This is a genomic window from Acidipropionibacterium virtanenii (assembly GCF_003325455.1).
In the GTDB taxonomy this organism is placed as follows: Bacteria; Actinomycetota; Actinomycetes; order Propionibacteriales; family Propionibacteriaceae; genus Acidipropionibacterium; species Acidipropionibacterium virtanenii.
Genome location: NZ_CP025198.1, coordinates 2,065,722 through 2,082,768 on the forward strand (window position 1 = coordinate 2,065,722; position 17,047 = coordinate 2,082,768).

Consider the following 17,047-nt stretch of genomic DNA (forward strand, 5'->3'; position numbering starts at 1 on the left):
TGATATTTCGTCTCACATTAGATCCGGGCGGTTCACCGTCAATGGTGAACCACCCGGCGCTGGTGAATTCGTGTGACCGATGCCTCAGCGGGCAGCGGCGACCTCCGCGGGACGCACCGTCACCTGGGAGCGGTTCACCGCACTGGTGACCGCCTTCAGCGAGGCCTGGGTAATGTCGGGATCGATGCCGACCCCCCACAGGATCTGGGTGGAGTCCCCGTCGCCGATCTCGCACTCGACGTAGGCGGCGGCCTTCGCCGTCCCGCCCGAGGTCATCGCGTGCTCGGAGTAGTCCAGCACGTGGACGACCACGCCCAGGGAGTCCAGCGCGTCGACGAAGGCCGAGACCGCGCCGTTCCCCTCGCCGCTGATCGAGGCCTCCTGGCCGTCGATCCGGACCACCGCGGAGACTTGATGACCGGCTTCCCCCGATGTCGTCGTGCGCGAGACCAGTTCCAGGCCGGTGGTGTGCAGGTACTCCTTGCTGAACAGGTCCCAGATCTCATCGTGGGCGACCTCGCGGGACTCCTCATCGGTGAACCTCTGCACCGTCTTCGCGAACTCGATCTGCAGGCGCCGGGGCAGGTCGACCTGGTGCTCGGTCTTCATCAGGTAGGCCATGCCGCCCTTGCCGGACTGGCTGTTGACGCGGATGACGGCCTCATAGGTGCGGCCCACGTCGTGCGGGTCGACCGGCAGGTAGGGAGCCTCCCAGTCCACCTCGTGCAGGCCGACGCCCTGGTCCTGCGCCCGGTGCTCCAGATCTTCCAGGCCCTTCTTGATGGCGTCCTGGTGGGAGCCGGAGAAGGCGGTGAAGACCAGATCGCCGGCGTAGGGCTGGCGGGCCGGGACCGGCAGGCCGGTGCAGTACTCGACGGTGCGCCGGATCTTCGGCATGTCGGAGAAGTCGATCTTCGGGTCGACTCCCTGGCTGAACAGGTTCATGCCCAGGGTGACGAGATCGACATTGCCGGTGCGCTCGCCGTGGCCGAACAGGCAGCCCTCGACGCGGTCGGCGCCAGCCATCTGGGCCAGTTCCGCCGCGGCCACCGCGGTGCCGCGGTCGTTGTGCGGGTGCAGCGAGACGCAGACGTTCTGCCGGTCGCGGATGGTGCGGCTGAAGTACTCGATCTGGTCGGCGTAGGTGTTGGGGGTGCTCATCTCCACGGTCGCCGGCAGGTTGAGGATGATCTCGCGACCGGCCTCGGGCTGCCAGACGTCCATCACCGAGTGACACACCTCGATGGCGAAATCGGTCGGGGTCTGGGTGAAGATCTCCGGGGAGTACTCGTAGCCGAACTGGACGTCGCTCAGGTACTTGTCGGCGTACTTGACGACCCACTCGGTGCCCTGATGGGCCAGGTCGATGCACTGCTTCTCATCGACGTGGAAGACCACCCGGCGGAACAGTTCGGCGACCGCGTTGTACATGTGGATGGTGCCGCGGTGGGCGCCGATCAGGCTCTGGGCCGTGCGGTCGATGAGGTCCTCGCGGGCCTGGGTCAGCACCGAGATGGTGACGTCGTCGGGTACCAGATCCTCCTCGATCAGCTGCCGGACGAAGTCGAAATCCGTCTGAGAGGCCGAGGGGAAGCCGACCTCGATCTCCTTGTAGCCCATCTCGACCAGCAGCTTGAACATCCTCAGCTTGCGGGAGGTGGTCATCGGGTCGATGAGCGCCTGGTTGCCGTCGCGCAGATCGGTGGACAGCCAGCGCGGGGCCTTGTCCAGTTTCTTGTCGGGCCACGTGCGGTCGGGCAGCGACTGGGGGACGAAGGGCTTGTACCGCCCGATCGGCATCGGGGAGGTCAGCTGGCAGGGGCTGGGCTGGTAGCGGGTCATGATGGTCTCCTGAATTGCTCCGGTTGTTCATGGGCAGCCGAAGTACCCGCAGCGAGGGGGCTACCCGTCAACGGGCCCCGCTGCGGCACGGAAGCAGGAGAACGCGCGCCACGAATGGCACGCTAGCACCCCACGGCCGGCATTGGGAAGCGTTCGGGAGCACTGGAGAAGCACCGGGCCGGTTCGCGGGCGTCGGAGAGTCGCGTTGCGGACCCGGCCGGCGCGTTGCAGGATCGGCGCTGTGGCCACACTTCTGCACCGCGCCCGGCTCCTCGATCTGGTGACCGGCACTCTCGATGATCCCTGCGACATCCTGGTGCGCGAGGGCCGGGTGGCGTCGATGCGGCCGACGACGGGCCGCCCCCGGGACACCGACGACGTCACGGTGGCCGACCTGGACGGGCGGACGGTGATTCCCGGGCTGTGGGACGAGCATGTCCACGCCGAGCAGTGGGCACTGGCCTCCCGGCGCTTCGAGGTCTCCCAGACGGCATCGCCGGCAGAGGTCCTCCAGACGGTGCACGACCATCTGGAACGACTTCCCGGCGACGGGCAGGACATCATCATCCAGGGGTTCGGGCTGCGCGCCTCCCGGTGGCGGGCCGATCCGAGCGCGGCCGACCTGGACGCGGTCTGCGGCCCCTGGCCGGTGGCGATCGTCTCGGCGGACCTGCACTCGACCTGGTGCAGCACCGCGGCGCTGAGAAAACTGGGGATGAACGGCAAGGCCGGCTTCCTCACCGAGGCCGACTCCTTCGCTGCCCAGACCCGGCTGGCCCGGGTGCCCCGCAGGATTCTCAACGGCTGGCTGGACCAGTGCTGCCGGCGGGCCGCCGCCTGCGGCGTGGTGGGCATCCGCGACATGGAATTCTCCAGCAGTGTCGACGTGTGGACGGCGCGCCGCAGTGCCGGCGGCTGCCCGATGCGCGTCGAGGTCTCCGTCTACCCCGACCGTCTCGACGAAGCCGTGGACCGGGGCCTGAGGACCGGACGGCCCGCCACGCCCGGCTCCTTGGTGACGATGGGGCCGCTCAAGATCATCGTCGACGGGTCGATGTCGACCCGGTCGGCCTGGTGCCACCGCCCCTATCCCGGTGCCGTCGGCCCCGATCGCACCGGAGTGGACTCGGTGGCCCCCGACGAACTGGTCGAGCTCATGCGGCGGGCGCGGGCCGCCGGGTTGACACCGGCCGCGCATGCCATCGGGGACCTCGCGGTCGGCGTCGTCCTGGACGCCTTCGAACGCTCCGGGGCCCACGGCTTCCTCGAGCACGCCCAACTGGTGGCCGACGCCGACCTGCGGCGTTTCGCCCAGCTCGGCGTGACCGCCAGCGTCCAGCCCGCCCATCTGATCGACGACCGCGAGACCACCGATGCGATCTGGACGGATCGGGCGGCGCGGAGCTTCCGGTTCCGGGATCTGCTGGAGGCCGGGGCCCGGCTCATCCTGGGATCCGACGCCCCCGTCTCACCGGTGGACCCCTGGCTGGCCATCAGGGTGGCGGTCGAGCGCACCGGCGACGACCGTCCGGCCTGGCACCCGGAGCAGGCGATCACGATGTCGCAGGCGCTGCGCGCCTCCACCCACGGGATCGACGCGGTGCGCGTCGGCGGGCCCGCCGATCTGGTGGCCCTGGACGCCAACCCCTTCGAACTCCACGGCGACGAACTGGCGTCCCCGGTCTCCGCACTCACCATGGCCGGCGGGCGGATCAGCCACACCAGGCTCTGAGCGCGGCCGCCGACGGCTTCAGAAACCGAGCCGGTTGAGGTATTTCGGGTCGGACTGCCAGTCCTTGAAGACCTTCACCTGGAGGTTCAGGTGCACCGGGGTGCCGAGCAGCGCGGAGATCTGGGCACGGGCCCGGGTGCCGACCTCCTTGATGTGGGTGCCGCCGCGTCCGATCATGATGCCCTTCTGGGAGTCGCGCTCCACGATGAGGGAGGCGACCACGTCGAGCAGCGGCTTGTCGGCGGACCGGCCCTCGCGCTGTCCCATCTCCTCGATCTCCACGGCGATCGAGTGCGGCAGCTCCTCGCGGACCCCCTCCAGGGCCGCCTCGCGGATCAGCTCGGCGACCAGCGTCTCGGTCGGCTCGTCGGTGATCTCGCCGTCGGGATAGTAGGCCGGGCCTTCGGGCAGCAGTCCGATGATGGCGTCCCGGGCCTCGGCGACCTGCTCCCCGGAGACCGCCGAGCAGGGCACGATCTCTTCGAAGTGCACCCCGAGGTCGTCCTCCAGAGCAGCGATCGCGGTCAGGTGCTGAGCCAGTCGCGAGTGCGAGACGAGGTCGGCCTTGGTGGCCAGGGCGACGATCTTCACCCTGGAGCCGAGCTTGGCGATCTCGCCCACAAGATAGGTGTCGCCCGGCCCGATCCGCTGGTTGCAGGGCAGACAGACCCCGATGACGTCGACCTGGGACCAGGTCTCGCGGACCAGGTCGTTGAGCCTCTCCCCCAGCAGGGTGCGGGGCCTGTGGAGCCCGGGGGTGTCGATGAGGACGAGCTGGGCGTCCTCGGTGGCCACCACGCCGCGGACCGCGTGCCGGGTGGTCTGGGGCTTGTCGGAGGCGATCGCGATCTTCGAACCGACCAGGGCGTTGGTGAGGGTGGACTTGCCGGCGTTGGGTCGGCCGACGAAGCAGGCGAAGCCGGAGCGGAATCCAGGCCTCGTGGCCTGGGCGACCCGCCCGGCCACGTAATCGACGTCGGAGATGTCCTCGTCCTCGCCGTCCATCAGATCGGCCAGGCTGGGCGTGGTCTCCGCCTCCTCGCCGGGCTCGGCGTGCTGGGGGGTGGTGGGGTCAGTCATCGTCTTCCTCGTCCTCACTGGGTTCCTCGGGTGCCAGCCGCACCAGGCATGTGTCGACCTGGTGGCGCCTGCCACCGGCCTTCTCCGCGGTGATCTCGATGCCCTCCCAGACGATCCGAGAGCCCGGGAGCGGCACCACCGACAGCTCCTTGGCGAGCAGCCCCCCGACGGTCTCGACGTCCTCGTCGTCGACCTTGCGGTCGAACAGCTCCCCGAGATCGTCGACGGGCATCCGGGATGAGACCCGGAAGACGCCGGGCTCGATCTCCTCGGTCGACGTCGGCTCTGCATCGTACTCGTCGACGATCTCGCCGACGATCTCCTCGACGATGTCCTCGATGGTCGCCAGCCCGGCGGTGCCGCCGAACTCGTCGATGACGATGACGATGTGATTGCGGTCGCGCTGCATGTCGCGCAGCACGTCGTCGACCGGTTTGGAGTCGGGGTAGAACACCGCCTCGCGCATCACCGAGGACACCATCTCGTGGCGCTGGCCGCCGGGGTTGTCCTGGACCCTGCGGGCCAGATCCTTGAGGTAGACCACTCCCTGGATGTCGTCGAGGCTGCGCCCGACCACCGGCAGCCGGGAGAATCCGGAGCGCAGTGCCAGCGACATGGCCTGTCTCAGGGTCTTGCCCGCCTCGATGTAGACCACGTCGGTGCGCGGCACCATCACCTCCTTGAGGTAGGTGTCGCCCAGCTCGAAGACCGAATGGATCATCTCCCGCTCGCCGGCCTCGATGAGGTCGGATGCCTCGGCGTAGTCCACCATGTCGCGGAGCTCGGCCTCGGTGGTGAAGGGGCCGTCGATGAATCCCTTCCCCGGGGTCAGCGCGTTGCCGATCATGATGAGCCCCCGTGTGATCGGCCCGAGCACCCGGGTGACCGCCGACCAGGGCCGCGACAGGACCCGGCACACGGCGGCGTCGTGCTGCTTGCCGAGGGTGCGCGGGGCGACGCCCCACAGCAGGAAGCTCACCAGCACCATGGCGGCGACCACCACGAGCACCCGCTGCCAGGGACCGCCCAGGTGGGGGAAGAGGGCCTGGCAGGCGAGCACGATGACCGAGGTCTCGCAGCCGATCCGCACCAGCATCGCGGTGTTGATGTAGCGGGCGGGCTCCTCGACCATCCGCAGCACCCGCGCGGTGCCGGCCCTCCCGTCGGCCGCCAGATCCTCGGCCCGGCTGCGTGAGAGGTGCTGCAGCGACGTCTCGGCGGCCGCGACGACGGCCGCGGCCAGGGCCAGCGCGGCTGCGACGGCCAGCTCGATCCATTGGTGATGGGTCATCGGGCGGCGGCCTGCCCCCGCGCCAGATCCCAGGCGCTGATGATCTCGTCGTTGAGGCCGAACATGACGCGCTTCTCCTCGGGCTCGGCGTGGTCGTGACCGAGCAGGTGGAGCATGCCGTGGATCAGCAGGTACTCGGCCTCGCCGTCGGGGGTCCGGCCGTTCTCGGCGGCCTGGCGGGCGGTGACGGTGGGGCACAGCACGATGTCGCCGAGGACGCCGTTGGGCGGCTCCTCGCCGTCGTCGGGGGCGCGCAGCTCGTCCATCGGGAAGCTGAGCACGTCGGTGGGGCCGGGCAGACCCATGAACTTCTCGTGGTAGGACGCCATGGTCGTCTCGTCGACCAGCAGGATCGACAGCTCGGCCTCGGTGTGGATCCGCAGCCGGTCCATCGCGAAGCGGGCGAGCCCCACCAGGCCCTGCTCGTCGGCCTCGACGCCGGACTCGTTGTTGATGTCGATCATCGTTGTCTCCTGGACTCCTGGGGGCCCGGGCGCCGGTCCCTGCTCCTGGTGCTGCGTCGTTGCTCCCGGTTCCCGGCCTGTTCGGCGCGCCCCTCGATCACGGCGTCGTACTGGTCGTAGGCGGCGACGATCCGCCCGACGAGCTGGTGGCGGACGACGTCGCGGCTGGTGAGGTTGCAGAAGGCGATGTCGTCGATGCCGTCGAGGATGTTCTGCACGATGCGCAGCCCGCTGGTGACCCCGCCTGGCAGGTCGACCTGCGTGACGTCGCCGGTCACCACGACCTTCGAGCCGAAGCCGAGGCGGGTGAGGAACATCTTCATCTGCTCCGGGGAGGTGTTCTGGGCCTCGTCGAGGATGATGAAGGCGTCGTTGAGGGTGCGTCCGCGCATATAGGCCAGCGGGGCCACCTCGACGGTTCCGGCGGCGAGCAGCCGGGGCACGGCGTCGGGATCGACCATGTCGCGCAGGGCGTCGTAGAGGGGCCTCAGGTAGGGGTCGATCTTCTCCGAGAGGGTGCCGGGCAGGAAACCGATCCGCTCGCCGGCCTCGATGGCGGGGCGGGTCAGGATGATCCGGCTGACCGACTTGTTCTGGAGCGCCTGGACGGCCTTGGCCATCGCCAGGTAGGTCTTGCCGGTGCCGGCCGGGCCGATGCCGAAGACGACGGTGTGGGCGTCGATGGCGTCGACGTAGCGCTTCTGGTTGAGAGTCTTGGGGCGGATGGTCCTGCCGCGGTTGGAGAGGATGTCGGCCGTCATCACGGCCGCGGGCTCCTCGCCGTCGCGGCTCATCGCCACGACCCTCTCGACATCGTCGGCGGACAGTCCGTGACCGGTCCGGATGATCGTCACCAGTTCGGTGAGGACCTCGGTGGCCTCGCTGATCTGGGCGGCGGTCCCGGTCAGATGGACCTCGTCGCCACGTACCAGGATCCCGGCCTCGAGAGCGTCCTCCAGACGGCGCAGGTATTCGTCATTGGGGCCCACCAGGGACACCATCGACACCGATGCGGGCACCGTGAAGGTGCGGGTGCCGGGACTGGCGGGAAGAGTTCGGGTGCTGGTGGTCAGGGTGCTCTCCAGATGAGTTGCGGGTGTACCCGCCCAACTGTAGTCGTGGTGGAATGTGACCATGGGTCTTGGCTGGATCGATGACGCCGCGTTCGCGCTGGGCACCGAGCTGTCGGTGGACCGGGTGCTGCGGGAAGGCATACGCACCACGGTGGCCCGGTGCTGGGTGGACGGCCCGACGACTGCCAGCGGGGGCGCCCGGACCGTGGTGGCCAAATGCTTCCGGTCGCGCGCCATGTCCCACAACTCCGGAGGATTCGGTCTGGTGCGCGAATGGGCCGGGTTGAGCTGCGTGCCGGGGGCGCCGCGGCTTCTGGCGGCCGATCTGGACCTGGGCGTGGTGGTCATGGAGGATCTGGGCACGGCCCCCACCCTGGCCGGCCTGCTCGGAGGCCCTGATCCGGATGCAGCCCTGGAGGCCGGCTATGTGTGGGGCCGCGACACGGCCGCCTCCCTGACCGCCTCCCTGAGGGTGGTCGACGACTTCCAGGATCTGGTGCGCCGGGCCGATCCGGGTACTGGCAGCGCCGGGGGCCCGGCCTCTCCCCGGCTGCCGCGCCGGGGTGCGGCGCGGCTGGCCGAGGTGCTGGGAGTCGACGCCGGCGTCGAGGAGGAGGTCGCCCAGGAGGTCGACCGCCTCGACTCCCTGGCCGGCGTCGAGGGGCTTCGGGTGGTGAGCCAGGCCGATCCGGCCCCCGACAACCTGGTGATGACTGGTCCGGGTGAGGGCTCGGATGTGGTGGTGCGGGCACTGGATCTGGAGGCGGCCTCCTATCACCACATTGCGGTGGATCTGGCCGGGCTGGTCTCCCCATGGCCGGCCAGCGGGCTGCTGGCGCGGGTGCCCGACGAGTTCCAGGCGGCCGTGATGACCGGTTTCGGCACGGGCCTTGAGGGCCTGGTCGATCTGCTCGACGATCCGGCCATGGACCGGATGGTGGGCCTGGCGGTGCTGTCGGCAGCCCTGCAGATGACCGAACTCACCCTGGAGCCGCTGCGGCGCCGCGAGGATCTGGGCCGGTTCTCAGGAGGGCGGACCCGGCTGGTGAGCCTGTGGCGCAGAGCCGGCGAGCAGGCGGTGGCGGCCCCGGTGCTGGCGGGCCTGTGCGCCCGGGCCGCCGAGAAGGCGGTGCGCGACTGGGGATGGCCGGCGCAGCTGCCGTTCTACCCCTGCTTCAGCCGCGAGTGATGCTCCGGTTGGTTCCCGGACTCACCACAGGAGGGTGATGCCGGGCAGGCTCGTGAACGCCTCGTCGGCGGTGACCAGGGTGAGGGATTCCAGGATCGCCTGTGCGGCGAGCATCCGGTCGAAGGGATCGCGGTGGGCCCAGTCGAGCCGACCGGCCAGCAGGGCGTGCTCCTCGGACACGGGCAGCCTCTCGGCACCGAGCCGGTCGAGGTGTCTGCCGTAGGCGCCGAGCAGGGCGTCGGCCTGAGGCAGTTTCCCGAGCCGATGCTTCGTCGCGATCTCCCAGGCCGTGACTGCCGACACCACGATGGACGACGACCTGTTCACCAACACCTCATGAGCGTGGGGGCCGAGCCTCGACGGATCGGTGAGAGCCCACAGGAGAGCGTGGGTGTCGAGAAGGTACGTCACGCCCGCCCCTCCCAGAGGTCCAACTCCTCCTCGTCGAGAGGCTCGAAGAACTCCTCGGGCACCTGGTACGGCACGAAACCGAGTTCTCTCTCGGATGGCGGCTCGATCGGCACGAGCCTGGCCACCGGCCTGTCCCCGCGCGCGATCGTCACCTCCTTGCCGTCCTCAACAGATGAGAGGAGGGCGGACAGGTGAGTTTTCGCGTACTGCACCTTCACTGTGCTCATGGCCCAAGAATAGCCGTCTGGTCAACCCCGGTTGGTCAACCCTGGTCCGATGAAGGCGCCTGCGGGCGAGAACCCATCTCCGCAACCGTGCAACTGCCGTTCCAGCCATGTCTCAGCGATCCGCAGCGATCCTGACCGCCCGTTCTGGTATCGATGACCCATGACCGAACCCATCACTGTCATCGACTTCGACGGCGGCTCGTCCGTCAACTTCGACGCCGGCACCCACCCGGCCGATACCGCCGTCAGGGCCGCCGGGCATGAACCCAACGGCTACTTCTGGGAGGGCCTCGTGCAGTACGCGTTTCCCGGGGCCGAAGCGCTGGAGATGGATTCCGAGGCCGACATGTTCTCGGCCACCGGGGACCGGGCCGTCCTCGAGAAGCTCGCACCGTGGCTGGACGCCCTGCTCGCCGATCCGGACCGCGTCTCCGCCCTGATCTCCCAGGCGGACTCCGACGGCGTGGAGTTCGACGACTGACGGCCGCACCGATCAACCACCGTCTCTGCCGTCGAGCCACTCGGCGATGAGGACGGCGTCGCCGCCATGGCGGAAGACCTTGTGACGCCCGGACCGGAATCCGGAGGCGGACAGCACGGCCGCCACTTTCTCCAGGCTGTCGAAGCGTTCACGATCAGGGTTCGGGCCGCCGTGGGCGGCGGCATCGGAGGCCATGAAGGCGGCGGTGACCGCCCGGCCGCCCGGGCGCAGCACTCGCGCCCACTCCCCCACGACGGCCTCGGTGTCGGGCATCAGGTGCAGTGCCGCCGCGCAGATGACCAGGTCGAAGGAGCGGTCGTCGAAGGGCAGGCTCGTGGCGTCCCCGCCCCTCAGGGCCGCATCGGGCAGATGGCGCCGGGCGACGTCGAGCATGCGCGGCGCCAGGTCGTTCGCCGTGGAGTCAGCCGTCATCCCCCGATGAATCCACTCGTCCGACCTTCAGGTCACTTCGCGAACTCGTCGCAGGCCTTGACCAGTTCGGAGGTGATGAGCGGCTCGAAGGCCGAGTGGCCGGCCATGACGATCCGCAGGTCGGCGCCGGGCAGCGCCCTCGCCAGGTCGTGGGCGGTGGTGGCCGGGCAGCACATGTCGTAGCGGCCCTGGACGATGACGGTGGGGATGCCGGCCAGCAGTCCGGCGTCGCGGATGAGCTGTCCCTCGGTCATGAATCCGTGGTTGACGAAGTAGTGGTTCTCGATCCGGGCGAAGGCCAGGGCGTAGTCCGGGGCGGCGAACTCGGTGATGTGCTCCTCGTCGAAGGCCAGCGTGGTGGTCGCGGCCTCCCAGGTGGACCATGCCACCGCCGCCGGTCCGTGGACCTCCGGATCCGGGTCCCAGAGCAGGTCGAAGTAGGCCGGGATGTTGTCACGGGAGAAGTCGTGGCCGGCGCGGCGCAACGGCTCGGAGAAGCGCTCCCACAACTCCGGGAAGACATTGGCGGCACCGCCGTTGTAGTACCAGTCCAGTTCGGACTGCCGCAGGGTGAAGATGCCGCGCAGCACGAGTTCGGAGACATGCTCGGGATGGGCCTCGGCGTAGGCCAGGGCCAGGCAGGATCCCCAGGATCCGCCGAAGACCTGCCAAGCCTCTATGCCCAGTTCGACGCGCACCTGCTCCAGGTCAGCAACCAGGTTCCCGGTGGTGTTGGTGGCCATCTCCTCGGGGGTCCTGGCCCGTGCCACATGCGGGGTCGACAGGCCGCATCCGCGCTGGTCCAGCACCACGATGCGGTACCGGTCCGGGTCGAAGAACTGCCGCCGGGTGGTGCCGCCGCCTCCCCCGGGGCCGCCGTGCAGGAAGACCACGGGCTTCCCCTCGGAGTTGCCGCACTGCTCGACGTAGATCTGCTGGCCCTCGCCGACGTCGACCATCCGGGTGTCGTAGGGCTCGATCGGCGGGTACAACTCCCGATCGGCGGTGATTCCGAATTCGGCCGTGGCAACGGTCATCACGATCTCCTTGCGGTGGACGGAGGGCTGCTCCATGATCCTAGGCCGCTACCATGCGCCCCGTGACAGATGCAGCCGAGAACTCCCACCGGGCCGTCTACGCCGATCGAGGCTCCAGCCATTACGACATCATCCTCACCCTGATGTGCGTGGTCGTGATCATCTCCAATATCGGGGGGTCCAAGGGCGTCCAGCTGGGCCCCATCACCACCGACGGCGGGTTCTTCCTCTTCCCGCTGGCCTACGTGCTGGGCGACATCACGACCGAGGTGTACGGCCTGAAGGCCGCCCGGCGCGGCATTCTGATGGGATTCCTCATGGCCATCCTCGCGGTGCTGTGCTTCTGGGTGATCATCGAGCTGCCCGGTCTCGGGGACTCCTACTCGGCCTCCCACGACGCGGCGATCGCCGCGGCCCTGGGGCCGGTGTGGCAGATCGTGGCCGCCGGGCTGTGCGGATTCCTGGCCGGTCAGATGACGAACTCGCTCATCATGGTCCGGCTCAAGGCCCGCTATCAGGAGCGCGGCCTGGTGGGCCGACTGATGGGATCAACGGGTGTCGGCGAATTCGTCGACACCGTCATCTTCTGCGCCATCGCCGCACCCGTGGTGGGCATCACCGGCTTCGGCCAGTGGGTCAATTACGCCTTCTTCGGCTTCCTCTGGAAGACGCTGGTCGAGTACGCCCTCATCCCCGTCACCACTCGGGTGATCGCCTGGATCAAGAAGCGCGAGCCGAGCTATCAGGAACGTCTGGCGGCCTCGAGCAGTTGAGAGGCACCGCATCGCCGTCGTCATGTAAGGAGTCGGGTAAACTCCTTACATGACGATGATGTACTCGACCATCACATCGAAGGGGCAGATCACACTGCCCGCAGAGGCTCGTCGCGCCCTGGGGCTGCATGCGGGTCAGAAGGTCGCCGTCCACATCGAGGACGACCGCCTTGTCATCGACCGCCCCGACGACATCTCCACGCTCCGCGCGCGAATCCGCTCCGAGGCCGAGAGGCGCGGGACCTGGGGCACAGTGCCGCACTCGGGAGACGGATGGGCGGCGCGCGCTCAGGACCACCCGGTCCGGGACGACGATGCCCAGTCTTGACACCAATGTCCTGCTGCGCTGGCTCATCCAGGATGTTCCCGAGCAGACCGCACTGGTTGACGAACTCCTCGCCCGGGGCGGGCGGTTCCGGGTTGACGACGTCGCCATCATCGAGACCGTCTTCGTCCTCGAACGCGTCATGAAGCTGAGCCGCCGTACGGTCGGCGACTCGCTGGAGGTTCTCATCTCGACCGCCTGCCTGGATTTCGATCGGCGGCTGTGGAATGAGATCGCCGAATCCTATGTCGCCCACCCGAAGGTGTCCGTCGCCGATATCTTCCTGGCATTGGGGGCCCGTGACGGCGGGGCGGCGCCATTGCTGACCTTCGACCAGAAGTTGGCCGGCCAGGTCGATGACGCCGCCCTCGTCCGTTAGAGCTATCGCACGACGTCGGCGCTGCGCCAGGCCCTGGTGACCGAGACCTTCCCACCGGTCTGGAGGATCGCCCGCCGGTAGATCCGCTCGCCGGCCCAGATGGTGATCGCCGAGAAGACCAGTGAGATCGCGATCGAGAGGATCGGTTCCCACCAGGCGGCTCCTCCGCTCACCAGCCTGGTAGGCATCGCGATGGCCGAGGCCACCGGAATGTAGGAGGCGATCACCTGGGAGGAGCCGGAGGCGAACAGGCCGTAGAAGTAGACCGCCATCACGACCATCAGCAGTGGCATCGAGGTGGAGCTCACGTCCTCCGAGCGCCCTGCCAGGGCTCCGGCCGCGGCCCACAGGCACGCCAGTGCCATGAATCCGACGACGAAGTAGACCAGGAACCAGATCGCCGGTGCGGTCACCAGACTCAGGTACTCCTTCCACGGCGAGAAGGAAAGCCCCGCCAGCGCCACGCCGACGATGAGCACCATCTGGCCCAGGGCCAGCACCGTGTTGCCGAGGATCTTGCCGAGCAGCAGCTGGCGCGAGGGGATCGCGGTGAGCAGGATCTCGGCGATCCGCGACTGCTTCTCCTCCACCACGGAGTTCGCGATGGCATAGCCGAAGATGATCATCGACAGGTAGAACAGGATCGCGAAGACCACGCCGAGCGCGGTCCCGGCAGTCTGCTGCTCGGAGTCCTGACTGGTGCCCAGCGAATCCAGGGCCATCGTGGTGCCGGCCGTCAGCCTCTCCGAGGAGACGCCGAGCTGCTGGGCGGTCTGCGCCAGTCCCGCAGCGGAGACCGCCCGGGCGAGGGCCTGGGTGGACGAGGAGGTCTGGGAGGGGGCCGACTTCAGCCCCGACAGCCGCCACGAGCCGCCCGTGCGCTCCAGCAGCACGTCGGCCTCTTCGGCGTCCATCTTCTGCTCGGCCTGGGCCTGCGAGGACACCTTGAGCGCCTTGATGGTGTCGTCGGAGCCCGACGACCTGTTGATCTGCTGGGCCGTGGAGACGATCCGGGCTCCCTGATCGTCCAGGACGGCCACCGTGGTGGTCTGGGAGCGCCCCGTGAACAGGAAGGAGGCCGCGAAGCCCAGCACCACCAGCAGCAGGGTGGTCACGGTCGAGACGATGAAGGCCTTGTCATGGAGCTTCGCCGAGATCTCGCGACCGGAGACGATCTGCCACAGGGATCCGGTCCGGTCGTCGGGGGTGATGTCGTGTCCGGTCATGATGAGGCCGCCTCTCGGTAGATTTCGGACAGGCTGGGGAGGATCCGGGCGAACTCGGTCACCGGGCCCTGGCTCATTGCTCGCGCCAGAACCTCCTGATCGACGCCGTCGCGGTTGAACTCGAGGACCGCACTGGTGCCGTCCAGATCGACGACCTCGACCCCTGCGGTCCCGCGCAGCCAGCCGAGATCGGCTCCGGACGACAGTCGGTAGCGCACCGGTCCGCCGCTGCGCAGCTGGTCGGTGGAGCCGTTGGCCACCACCCTGCCGTGGTCGAGGATGACCAGGTTGTCGCAGAGGCGCTCAACCAGGTCGAGCTGGTGGGAGCTGAACAGGACGGGCACACCGGCCGCGCTCTGCTCGCGCAGCACCTCGGCCATCGCGTCGACGGCCACCGGGTCCAGCCCGGAGAAGGGTTCGTCGAGGATGAGGGCCGCCGGGCTGCCGAGCAGGGAGGCGGTCACCTGGACCCTCTGCTGATTACCGAGGGAGAGTTTCTCAACGACGTCCTTGGCGCGTTCGGCCAGGCCGAACCTTTCGAGATATCCCATCGCCTGGCGTCGTGCCACCTGGGTCGAGACGCCGTGGATCCGGGCGAGGTAGACCAGCTGGTCGAGGACCGGCTGCTTCGGATAGAGGCCGCGCTCCTCGGGCATGTAGCCGATCCGTCGGCGGTCTGCGGCGGTGATGGGGTGGCCGTTGTAGGTCACCGAGCCCGAAGTGACCGCCAGGACTCCCACGATCATCCGCATCGTGGTGGTCTTGCCGGCTCCGTTGGCTCCGACGAAGCCGGTCATGGCGCCCGGGGCGACCGTGAAGCTCACGGCGTCGGCGGCGACCAGATCGCCGTAGCGCCGGGTGAGCTCGATCACCCCGATGCCCCGGCTGGTGTCCGGTTGATCGCTGTTGTGATTCATGCATCCATTCCAGCCTTACCGGCCCGGATCCGCATCGGCCGCAGGGTCCAGATCAGGTCTCCCCCACACGGATGAGGCCCGTCTCGTAGGCGAAGGCGACCAGCTGCACGCGATCGCGCAGGTCGAGTTTGGTGAGGGTGTTGGAGATGTGGGTCTTGACGGTGGCCTCGGAGACGAACAGCGCGGCGGCGATCTCGGCGTTGGACTGCCCGTGGGCCACCTGCTCCACCACCTCGCGTTCACGGGGAGTGAGCAGTTCGAGGCGGGGATCGGACGCCGTGGCCCCGGCCCTGCCCATCCGTGACTCGATGACCCGCCGGGTGACCTCGGGCGCCAGAAGGGCGTAGCCCTCATGAACCTGCCGCAGACCGGCGACCAGGGAGTCGGCGTCGGCATTCTTGAGCATGAATCCGCTCGCCCCGGCGGCCAGCGCGTCGAAGAGGTAGTCGTCGCGGTCGAAGGTGGTGAGCACGACGACCTTGGCGGCGCCGGAGGCGGTGATCTCACGTGTCGCGGCGATCCCGTCAAGGATCGGCATCTGGACGTCCATGAGCACCAGGTCGGGTTTCAGCCGTGCCACGGCGTCAACGGCCTGGCGCCCGTCGGCGGCCTCCCCCACGACCTCGATGTCGGGTTCCACCGACAGAATGAGACGAAAGCCGGTGCGCACCAGTTTCTGGTCGTCGGCCAGCAGCACTCTCATGGCCGATCCTTCCTCCCCGCATCCGATGACACAGTGCCCGATGTCACAGTGCCAGACGAATCCGTGCCCGCCCGCGCCCGGCTCAACGGCAGTCTGGCCAGTACCCGCCATCCCACGGTGGCGCGCGGCCCCGAGGCCAGGGTGCCGCCGTGGGCGGCGGTCCTCTCCCGCATGCCGATCAGTCCCACCCCGGTGCCGCGGGCCCGCGGCCCGCCAATCGAATCCGTGCCGCGGGCCCGCGGCCCGGCGGCTCCCCGTCCGTCGTCGGTCACCTCGATCTCGATGACGTCGGCGGCGATCCGCACCGCCGCATGCGCGTGGGCCGCCAGGGAGTGCTTGTCGACGTTGTTGAGGGCCTCCTGGACGATCCGGTAGGTGCTCAGCGCCACCGGTGCGGGCACCCGGCGCCGGTCCCCCACCACAGTCAGCGTGACGGCGGTCCGGCGATGCTGGGCGCACAGCTCCTCCAGACTCTCCAGTCCCGGCTGGACGGAGGGATCGGGCTCTCCGGCGGAGCGCAGCGATCCGAGCAGCGAGTGCATCTCGCTCACCGCGAGCCGCGATTCGTCCTCGACCGTGCCCAGGGCCTCGCGGGCCAGATCGGGCGCGGCCTCCAGAGCCCGTCTGGCACCGGCGGCCTGGATGCCGATCACCGATACGTGATGTGCCACCGAGTCGTGGATCTCCCGTGCGATCCGCAGCCGCTCGGCCACCACGGCGCGATCGGCGAGTTGCGACTCCTGGTCGGCGATGGTCCCGGCCTGCTCGCGGCTACGGTCCAGGTCGCGGGCCCCGCGCCAGGCGATCTGACCCATGGCCCCGGCCCCGAGCGCGAAGGCGATGTTGACCACCACCTCCAGAATGACGACCCGGGCATAGGCCTCGACGTCCGCAGTCGCAGTCGGGTTGAGGTTCTTGAGAATGCCCGCCAGGGCATTGGCCCTGGAGAAGACCACCGCGACCCAGCCGAGGAGGATCACGACAACCCCGGCGATCACTCCCCATGCGGCCCGCCGGCTCCTCCCCCAGGCGACCGTGGTGTGGAAGCAGATGAAGTAGAAGATCTGCGACACGTAGTTCGTGACGATCTCGGGGGCCGTCACGCCACCGATGAGCAGGTGGGCGGTGGCCAGGCATCCCATGGTCATCGGGAAGCGCCTTCGCAGGCACAGGACGAGGGCCAGCGTGAGGATCGCCGCCCATCGCCATGCCCAGGTGGAGCGGTCATAGGGAGTCAGGCCGTCCATCACCCACAGCATGCCGAGCTGGAGGGGGATCGAGATCAGGCCGACCATCAGGTCGGCCCCGTTCACCCAGCCGATCAGTGGCGTCCGGATGATCGACCGGACGGGCGCGGGTCGCTCCCACGGGTCGTCCAGATCCAGCAGATCGGTGAGGGAGGCCATGGCCCGAGGCTATCGGCCCCATGGGCGAGGCGGCCTCGGCCGCAGGGATGAGGTGCGTC

General features: G+C 68.8%; 19 protein-coding genes. 6 read left to right on the plus strand and 13 right to left on the minus strand.

Translation table 11 applies throughout. The annotated features are described in order from the left end of the window. Positions 1–84: 84 nt before the first annotated feature. Positions 85–1,842: a 2-isopropylmalate synthase gene (gene leuA / locus JS278_RS09520; protein WP_114044963.1), complete on the minus strand. Its 1,758-nt coding sequence runs from the start codon at positions 1,840–1,842 to the stop codon at positions 85–87. 340 nt (positions 1,843–2,182) lie between these two features. Between leuA and JS278_RS09525 the strand changes: the two genes are divergently transcribed. Then, on the plus strand, positions 2,183–3,574 hold the full coding sequence (locus JS278_RS09525) for an amidohydrolase family protein (protein ID WP_114046241.1): 1,392 nt from the start codon (positions 2,183–2,185) through the stop codon (positions 3,572–3,574). 18 nt (positions 3,575–3,592) lie between these two features. Here the strand turns inward: JS278_RS09525 and era are convergent, their stop codons facing one another. Genes era through JS278_RS09545 form a run of 4 tightly spaced genes read right to left on the minus strand, consistent with a single transcriptional unit; the run spans position 3,593 to position 7,410 of the window. Further along, on the minus strand, positions 3,593–4,654 hold the full coding sequence (gene era / locus JS278_RS09530; RefSeq protein ID WP_114044964.1) for a GTPase Era: 1,062 nt from the start codon (positions 4,652–4,654) through the stop codon (positions 3,593–3,595). Then, positions 4,647–5,945, minus strand: a complete 1,299-nt coding sequence (locus tag JS278_RS09535; protein ID WP_114044965.1) for a hemolysin family protein — start codon at positions 5,943–5,945, stop codon at positions 4,647–4,649. The genes era and JS278_RS09535 overlap by 8 nt, the downstream gene beginning before the upstream one ends. After that, positions 5,942–6,409 (minus strand): rRNA maturation RNase YbeY, encoded by a 468-nt coding sequence (ybeY, locus tag JS278_RS09540; RefSeq protein WP_114044966.1) that lies wholly within the window; start codon positions 6,407–6,409, stop codon positions 5,942–5,944. Before ybeY ends, JS278_RS09535 begins: the two co-directional genes overlap by 4 nt. Further along, complete coding sequence (locus JS278_RS09545; RefSeq protein WP_114046242.1) at positions 6,406–7,410, minus strand: PhoH family protein; 1,005 nt, start codon at positions 7,408–7,410, stop codon at positions 6,406–6,408. The genes ybeY and JS278_RS09545 overlap by 4 nt, the downstream gene beginning before the upstream one ends. Before the next feature lie 133 nt (positions 7,411–7,543). Between JS278_RS09545 and JS278_RS09550 the strand changes: the two genes are divergently transcribed. Then, entirely contained in the window at positions 7,544–8,671 is a 1,128-nt protein-coding gene (locus tag JS278_RS09550; protein ID WP_114044967.1) for an aminoglycoside phosphotransferase family protein, read from the plus strand. A 21-nt stretch (positions 8,672–8,692) separates the two neighbouring features. Here JS278_RS09550 and JS278_RS09555 read toward each other — a convergent pair whose 3' ends face one another. Then, a complete protein-coding gene (locus tag JS278_RS09555) occupies positions 8,693–9,082 on the minus strand; it encodes a type II toxin-antitoxin system VapC family toxin (RefSeq protein WP_220149955.1) in 390 nt (129 codons plus the stop codon). Then, positions 9,079–9,309, minus strand: coding sequence for a type II toxin-antitoxin system Phd/YefM family antitoxin (locus JS278_RS09560; RefSeq protein ID WP_114044969.1), 231 nt, complete (start codon positions 9,307–9,309; stop codon positions 9,079–9,081). Before JS278_RS09560 ends, JS278_RS09555 begins: the two co-directional genes overlap by 4 nt. 160 nt (positions 9,310–9,469) lie before the next feature. Here JS278_RS09560 and JS278_RS09565 point away from each other — a divergent pair, with 160 nt between their 5' ends. Then, the gene (locus JS278_RS09565; protein ID WP_114044970.1) at positions 9,470–9,790 is read left to right on the plus strand and encodes an Imm51 family immunity protein; all 321 of its coding nucleotides are present in this window, start codon (positions 9,470–9,472) and stop codon (positions 9,788–9,790) included. A 12-nt stretch (positions 9,791–9,802) separates the two neighbouring features. Here JS278_RS09565 and JS278_RS09570 read toward each other — a convergent pair whose 3' ends face one another. Both JS278_RS09570 and pip read right to left on the minus strand, forming a co-directional pair. Then, positions 9,803–10,222 carry a class I SAM-dependent methyltransferase gene (locus tag JS278_RS09570; RefSeq protein WP_114044971.1) on the minus strand — a complete coding sequence of 140 codons (420 nt, stop codon included), beginning with the start codon at positions 10,220–10,222 and terminating at the stop codon, positions 9,803–9,805. Positions 10,223–10,254: 32 nt separating this feature from the next. Then, positions 10,255–11,259 carry a prolyl aminopeptidase gene (pip, locus tag JS278_RS09575; RefSeq protein ID WP_114046243.1) on the minus strand — a complete coding sequence of 335 codons (1,005 nt, stop codon included), beginning with the start codon at positions 11,257–11,259 and terminating at the stop codon, positions 10,255–10,257. Positions 11,260–11,312: 53 nt separating this feature from the next. Between pip and JS278_RS09580 the strand changes: the two genes are divergently transcribed. The 3 genes from JS278_RS09580 to JS278_RS09590 are packed head-to-tail and all read left to right on the plus strand — an operon-like array spanning position 11,313 to position 12,736. After that, a complete protein-coding gene (locus tag JS278_RS09580; RefSeq protein ID WP_114044972.1) occupies positions 11,313–12,032 on the plus strand; it encodes a queuosine precursor transporter in 720 nt (239 codons plus the stop codon). 49 nt (positions 12,033–12,081) lie between these two features. Next, the gene (locus JS278_RS09585; protein WP_245935074.1) at positions 12,082–12,360 is read left to right on the plus strand and encodes an AbrB/MazE/SpoVT family DNA-binding domain-containing protein; all 279 of its coding nucleotides are present in this window, start codon (positions 12,082–12,084) and stop codon (positions 12,358–12,360) included. Next, the gene (locus JS278_RS09590; RefSeq protein ID WP_114044973.1) at positions 12,347–12,736 is read left to right on the plus strand and encodes a type II toxin-antitoxin system VapC family toxin; all 390 of its coding nucleotides are present in this window, start codon (positions 12,347–12,349) and stop codon (positions 12,734–12,736) included. The genes JS278_RS09585 and JS278_RS09590 overlap by 14 nt, the downstream gene beginning before the upstream one ends. A gap of 2 nt (positions 12,737–12,738) precedes the next feature. Here the strand turns inward: JS278_RS09590 and JS278_RS09595 are convergent, their stop codons facing one another. The 4 genes from JS278_RS09595 to JS278_RS09610 are packed head-to-tail and all read right to left on the minus strand — an operon-like array spanning position 12,739 to position 16,988. After that, positions 12,739–13,962, minus strand: coding sequence for an ABC transporter permease (locus tag JS278_RS09595; RefSeq protein WP_114044974.1), 1,224 nt, complete (start codon positions 13,960–13,962; stop codon positions 12,739–12,741). Continuing rightward, a complete protein-coding gene (locus JS278_RS09600; protein ID WP_114044975.1) occupies positions 13,959–14,879 on the minus strand; it encodes an ABC transporter ATP-binding protein in 921 nt (306 codons plus the stop codon). The genes JS278_RS09595 and JS278_RS09600 overlap by 4 nt, the downstream gene beginning before the upstream one ends. Before the next feature lie 52 nt (positions 14,880–14,931). Next, entirely contained in the window at positions 14,932–15,582 is a 651-nt protein-coding gene (locus JS278_RS09605) for a response regulator transcription factor (protein ID WP_114044976.1), read from the minus strand. Then, a complete protein-coding gene (locus JS278_RS09610) occupies positions 15,579–16,988 on the minus strand; it encodes a sensor histidine kinase (protein WP_114044977.1) in 1,410 nt (469 codons plus the stop codon). Before JS278_RS09610 ends, JS278_RS09605 begins: the two co-directional genes overlap by 4 nt. Positions 16,989–17,047: the final 59 nt, after the last annotated feature.

Coding starts and splice junctions, on each gene's coding strand:
- leuA (WP_114044963.1), bottom strand. CDS start 1,842: ATGACCCGCTACCAGCCCAGCCCCTGCCAGCTGACCTCCCCGATGCCG.
- JS278_RS09525 (WP_114046241.1), top strand. CDS start 2,183: ATGCGGCCGACGACGGGCCGCCCCCGGGACACCGACGACGTCACGGTG.
- era (WP_114044964.1), bottom strand. CDS start 4,654: ATGACTGACCCCACCACCCCCCAGCACGCCGAGCCCGGCGAGGAGGCG.
- JS278_RS09535 (WP_114044965.1), bottom strand. CDS start 5,945: ATGACCCATCACCAATGGATCGAGCTGGCCGTCGCAGCCGCGCTGGCC.
- ybeY (WP_114044966.1), bottom strand. CDS start 6,409: ATGATCGACATCAACAACGAGTCCGGCGTCGAGGCCGACGAGCAGGGC.
- JS278_RS09545 (WP_114046242.1), bottom strand. CDS start 7,410: ATGGTGTCCCTGGTGGGCCCCAATGACGAATACCTGCGCCGTCTGGAG.
- JS278_RS09550 (WP_114044967.1), top strand. CDS start 7,544: ATGGGTCTTGGCTGGATCGATGACGCCGCGTTCGCGCTGGGCACCGAG.
- JS278_RS09560 (WP_114044969.1), bottom strand. CDS start 9,309: ATGAGCACAGTGAAGGTGCAGTACGCGAAAACTCACCTGTCCGCCCTC.
- JS278_RS09565 (WP_114044970.1), top strand. CDS start 9,470: ATGACCGAACCCATCACTGTCATCGACTTCGACGGCGGCTCGTCCGTC.
- JS278_RS09570 (WP_114044971.1), bottom strand. CDS start 10,222: ATGACGGCTGACTCCACGGCGAACGACCTGGCGCCGCGCATGCTCGAC.
- pip (WP_114046243.1), bottom strand. CDS start 11,259: ATGACCGTTGCCACGGCCGAATTCGGAATCACCGCCGATCGGGAGTTG.
- JS278_RS09580 (WP_114044972.1), top strand. CDS start 11,313: ATGCGCCCCGTGACAGATGCAGCCGAGAACTCCCACCGGGCCGTCTAC.
- JS278_RS09585 (WP_245935074.1), top strand. CDS start 12,082: ATGACGATGATGTACTCGACCATCACATCGAAGGGGCAGATCACACTG.
- JS278_RS09590 (WP_114044973.1), top strand. CDS start 12,347: ATGCCCAGTCTTGACACCAATGTCCTGCTGCGCTGGCTCATCCAGGAT.
- JS278_RS09595 (WP_114044974.1), bottom strand. CDS start 13,962: ATGACCGGACACGACATCACCCCCGACGACCGGACCGGATCCCTGTGG.
- JS278_RS09600 (WP_114044975.1), bottom strand. CDS start 14,879: ATGAATCACAACAGCGATCAACCGGACACCAGCCGGGGCATCGGGGTG.
- JS278_RS09605 (WP_114044976.1), bottom strand. CDS start 15,582: ATGAGAGTGCTGCTGGCCGACGACCAGAAACTGGTGCGCACCGGCTTT.
- JS278_RS09610 (WP_114044977.1), bottom strand. CDS start 16,988: ATGGCCTCCCTCACCGATCTGCTGGATCTGGACGACCCGTGGGAGCGA.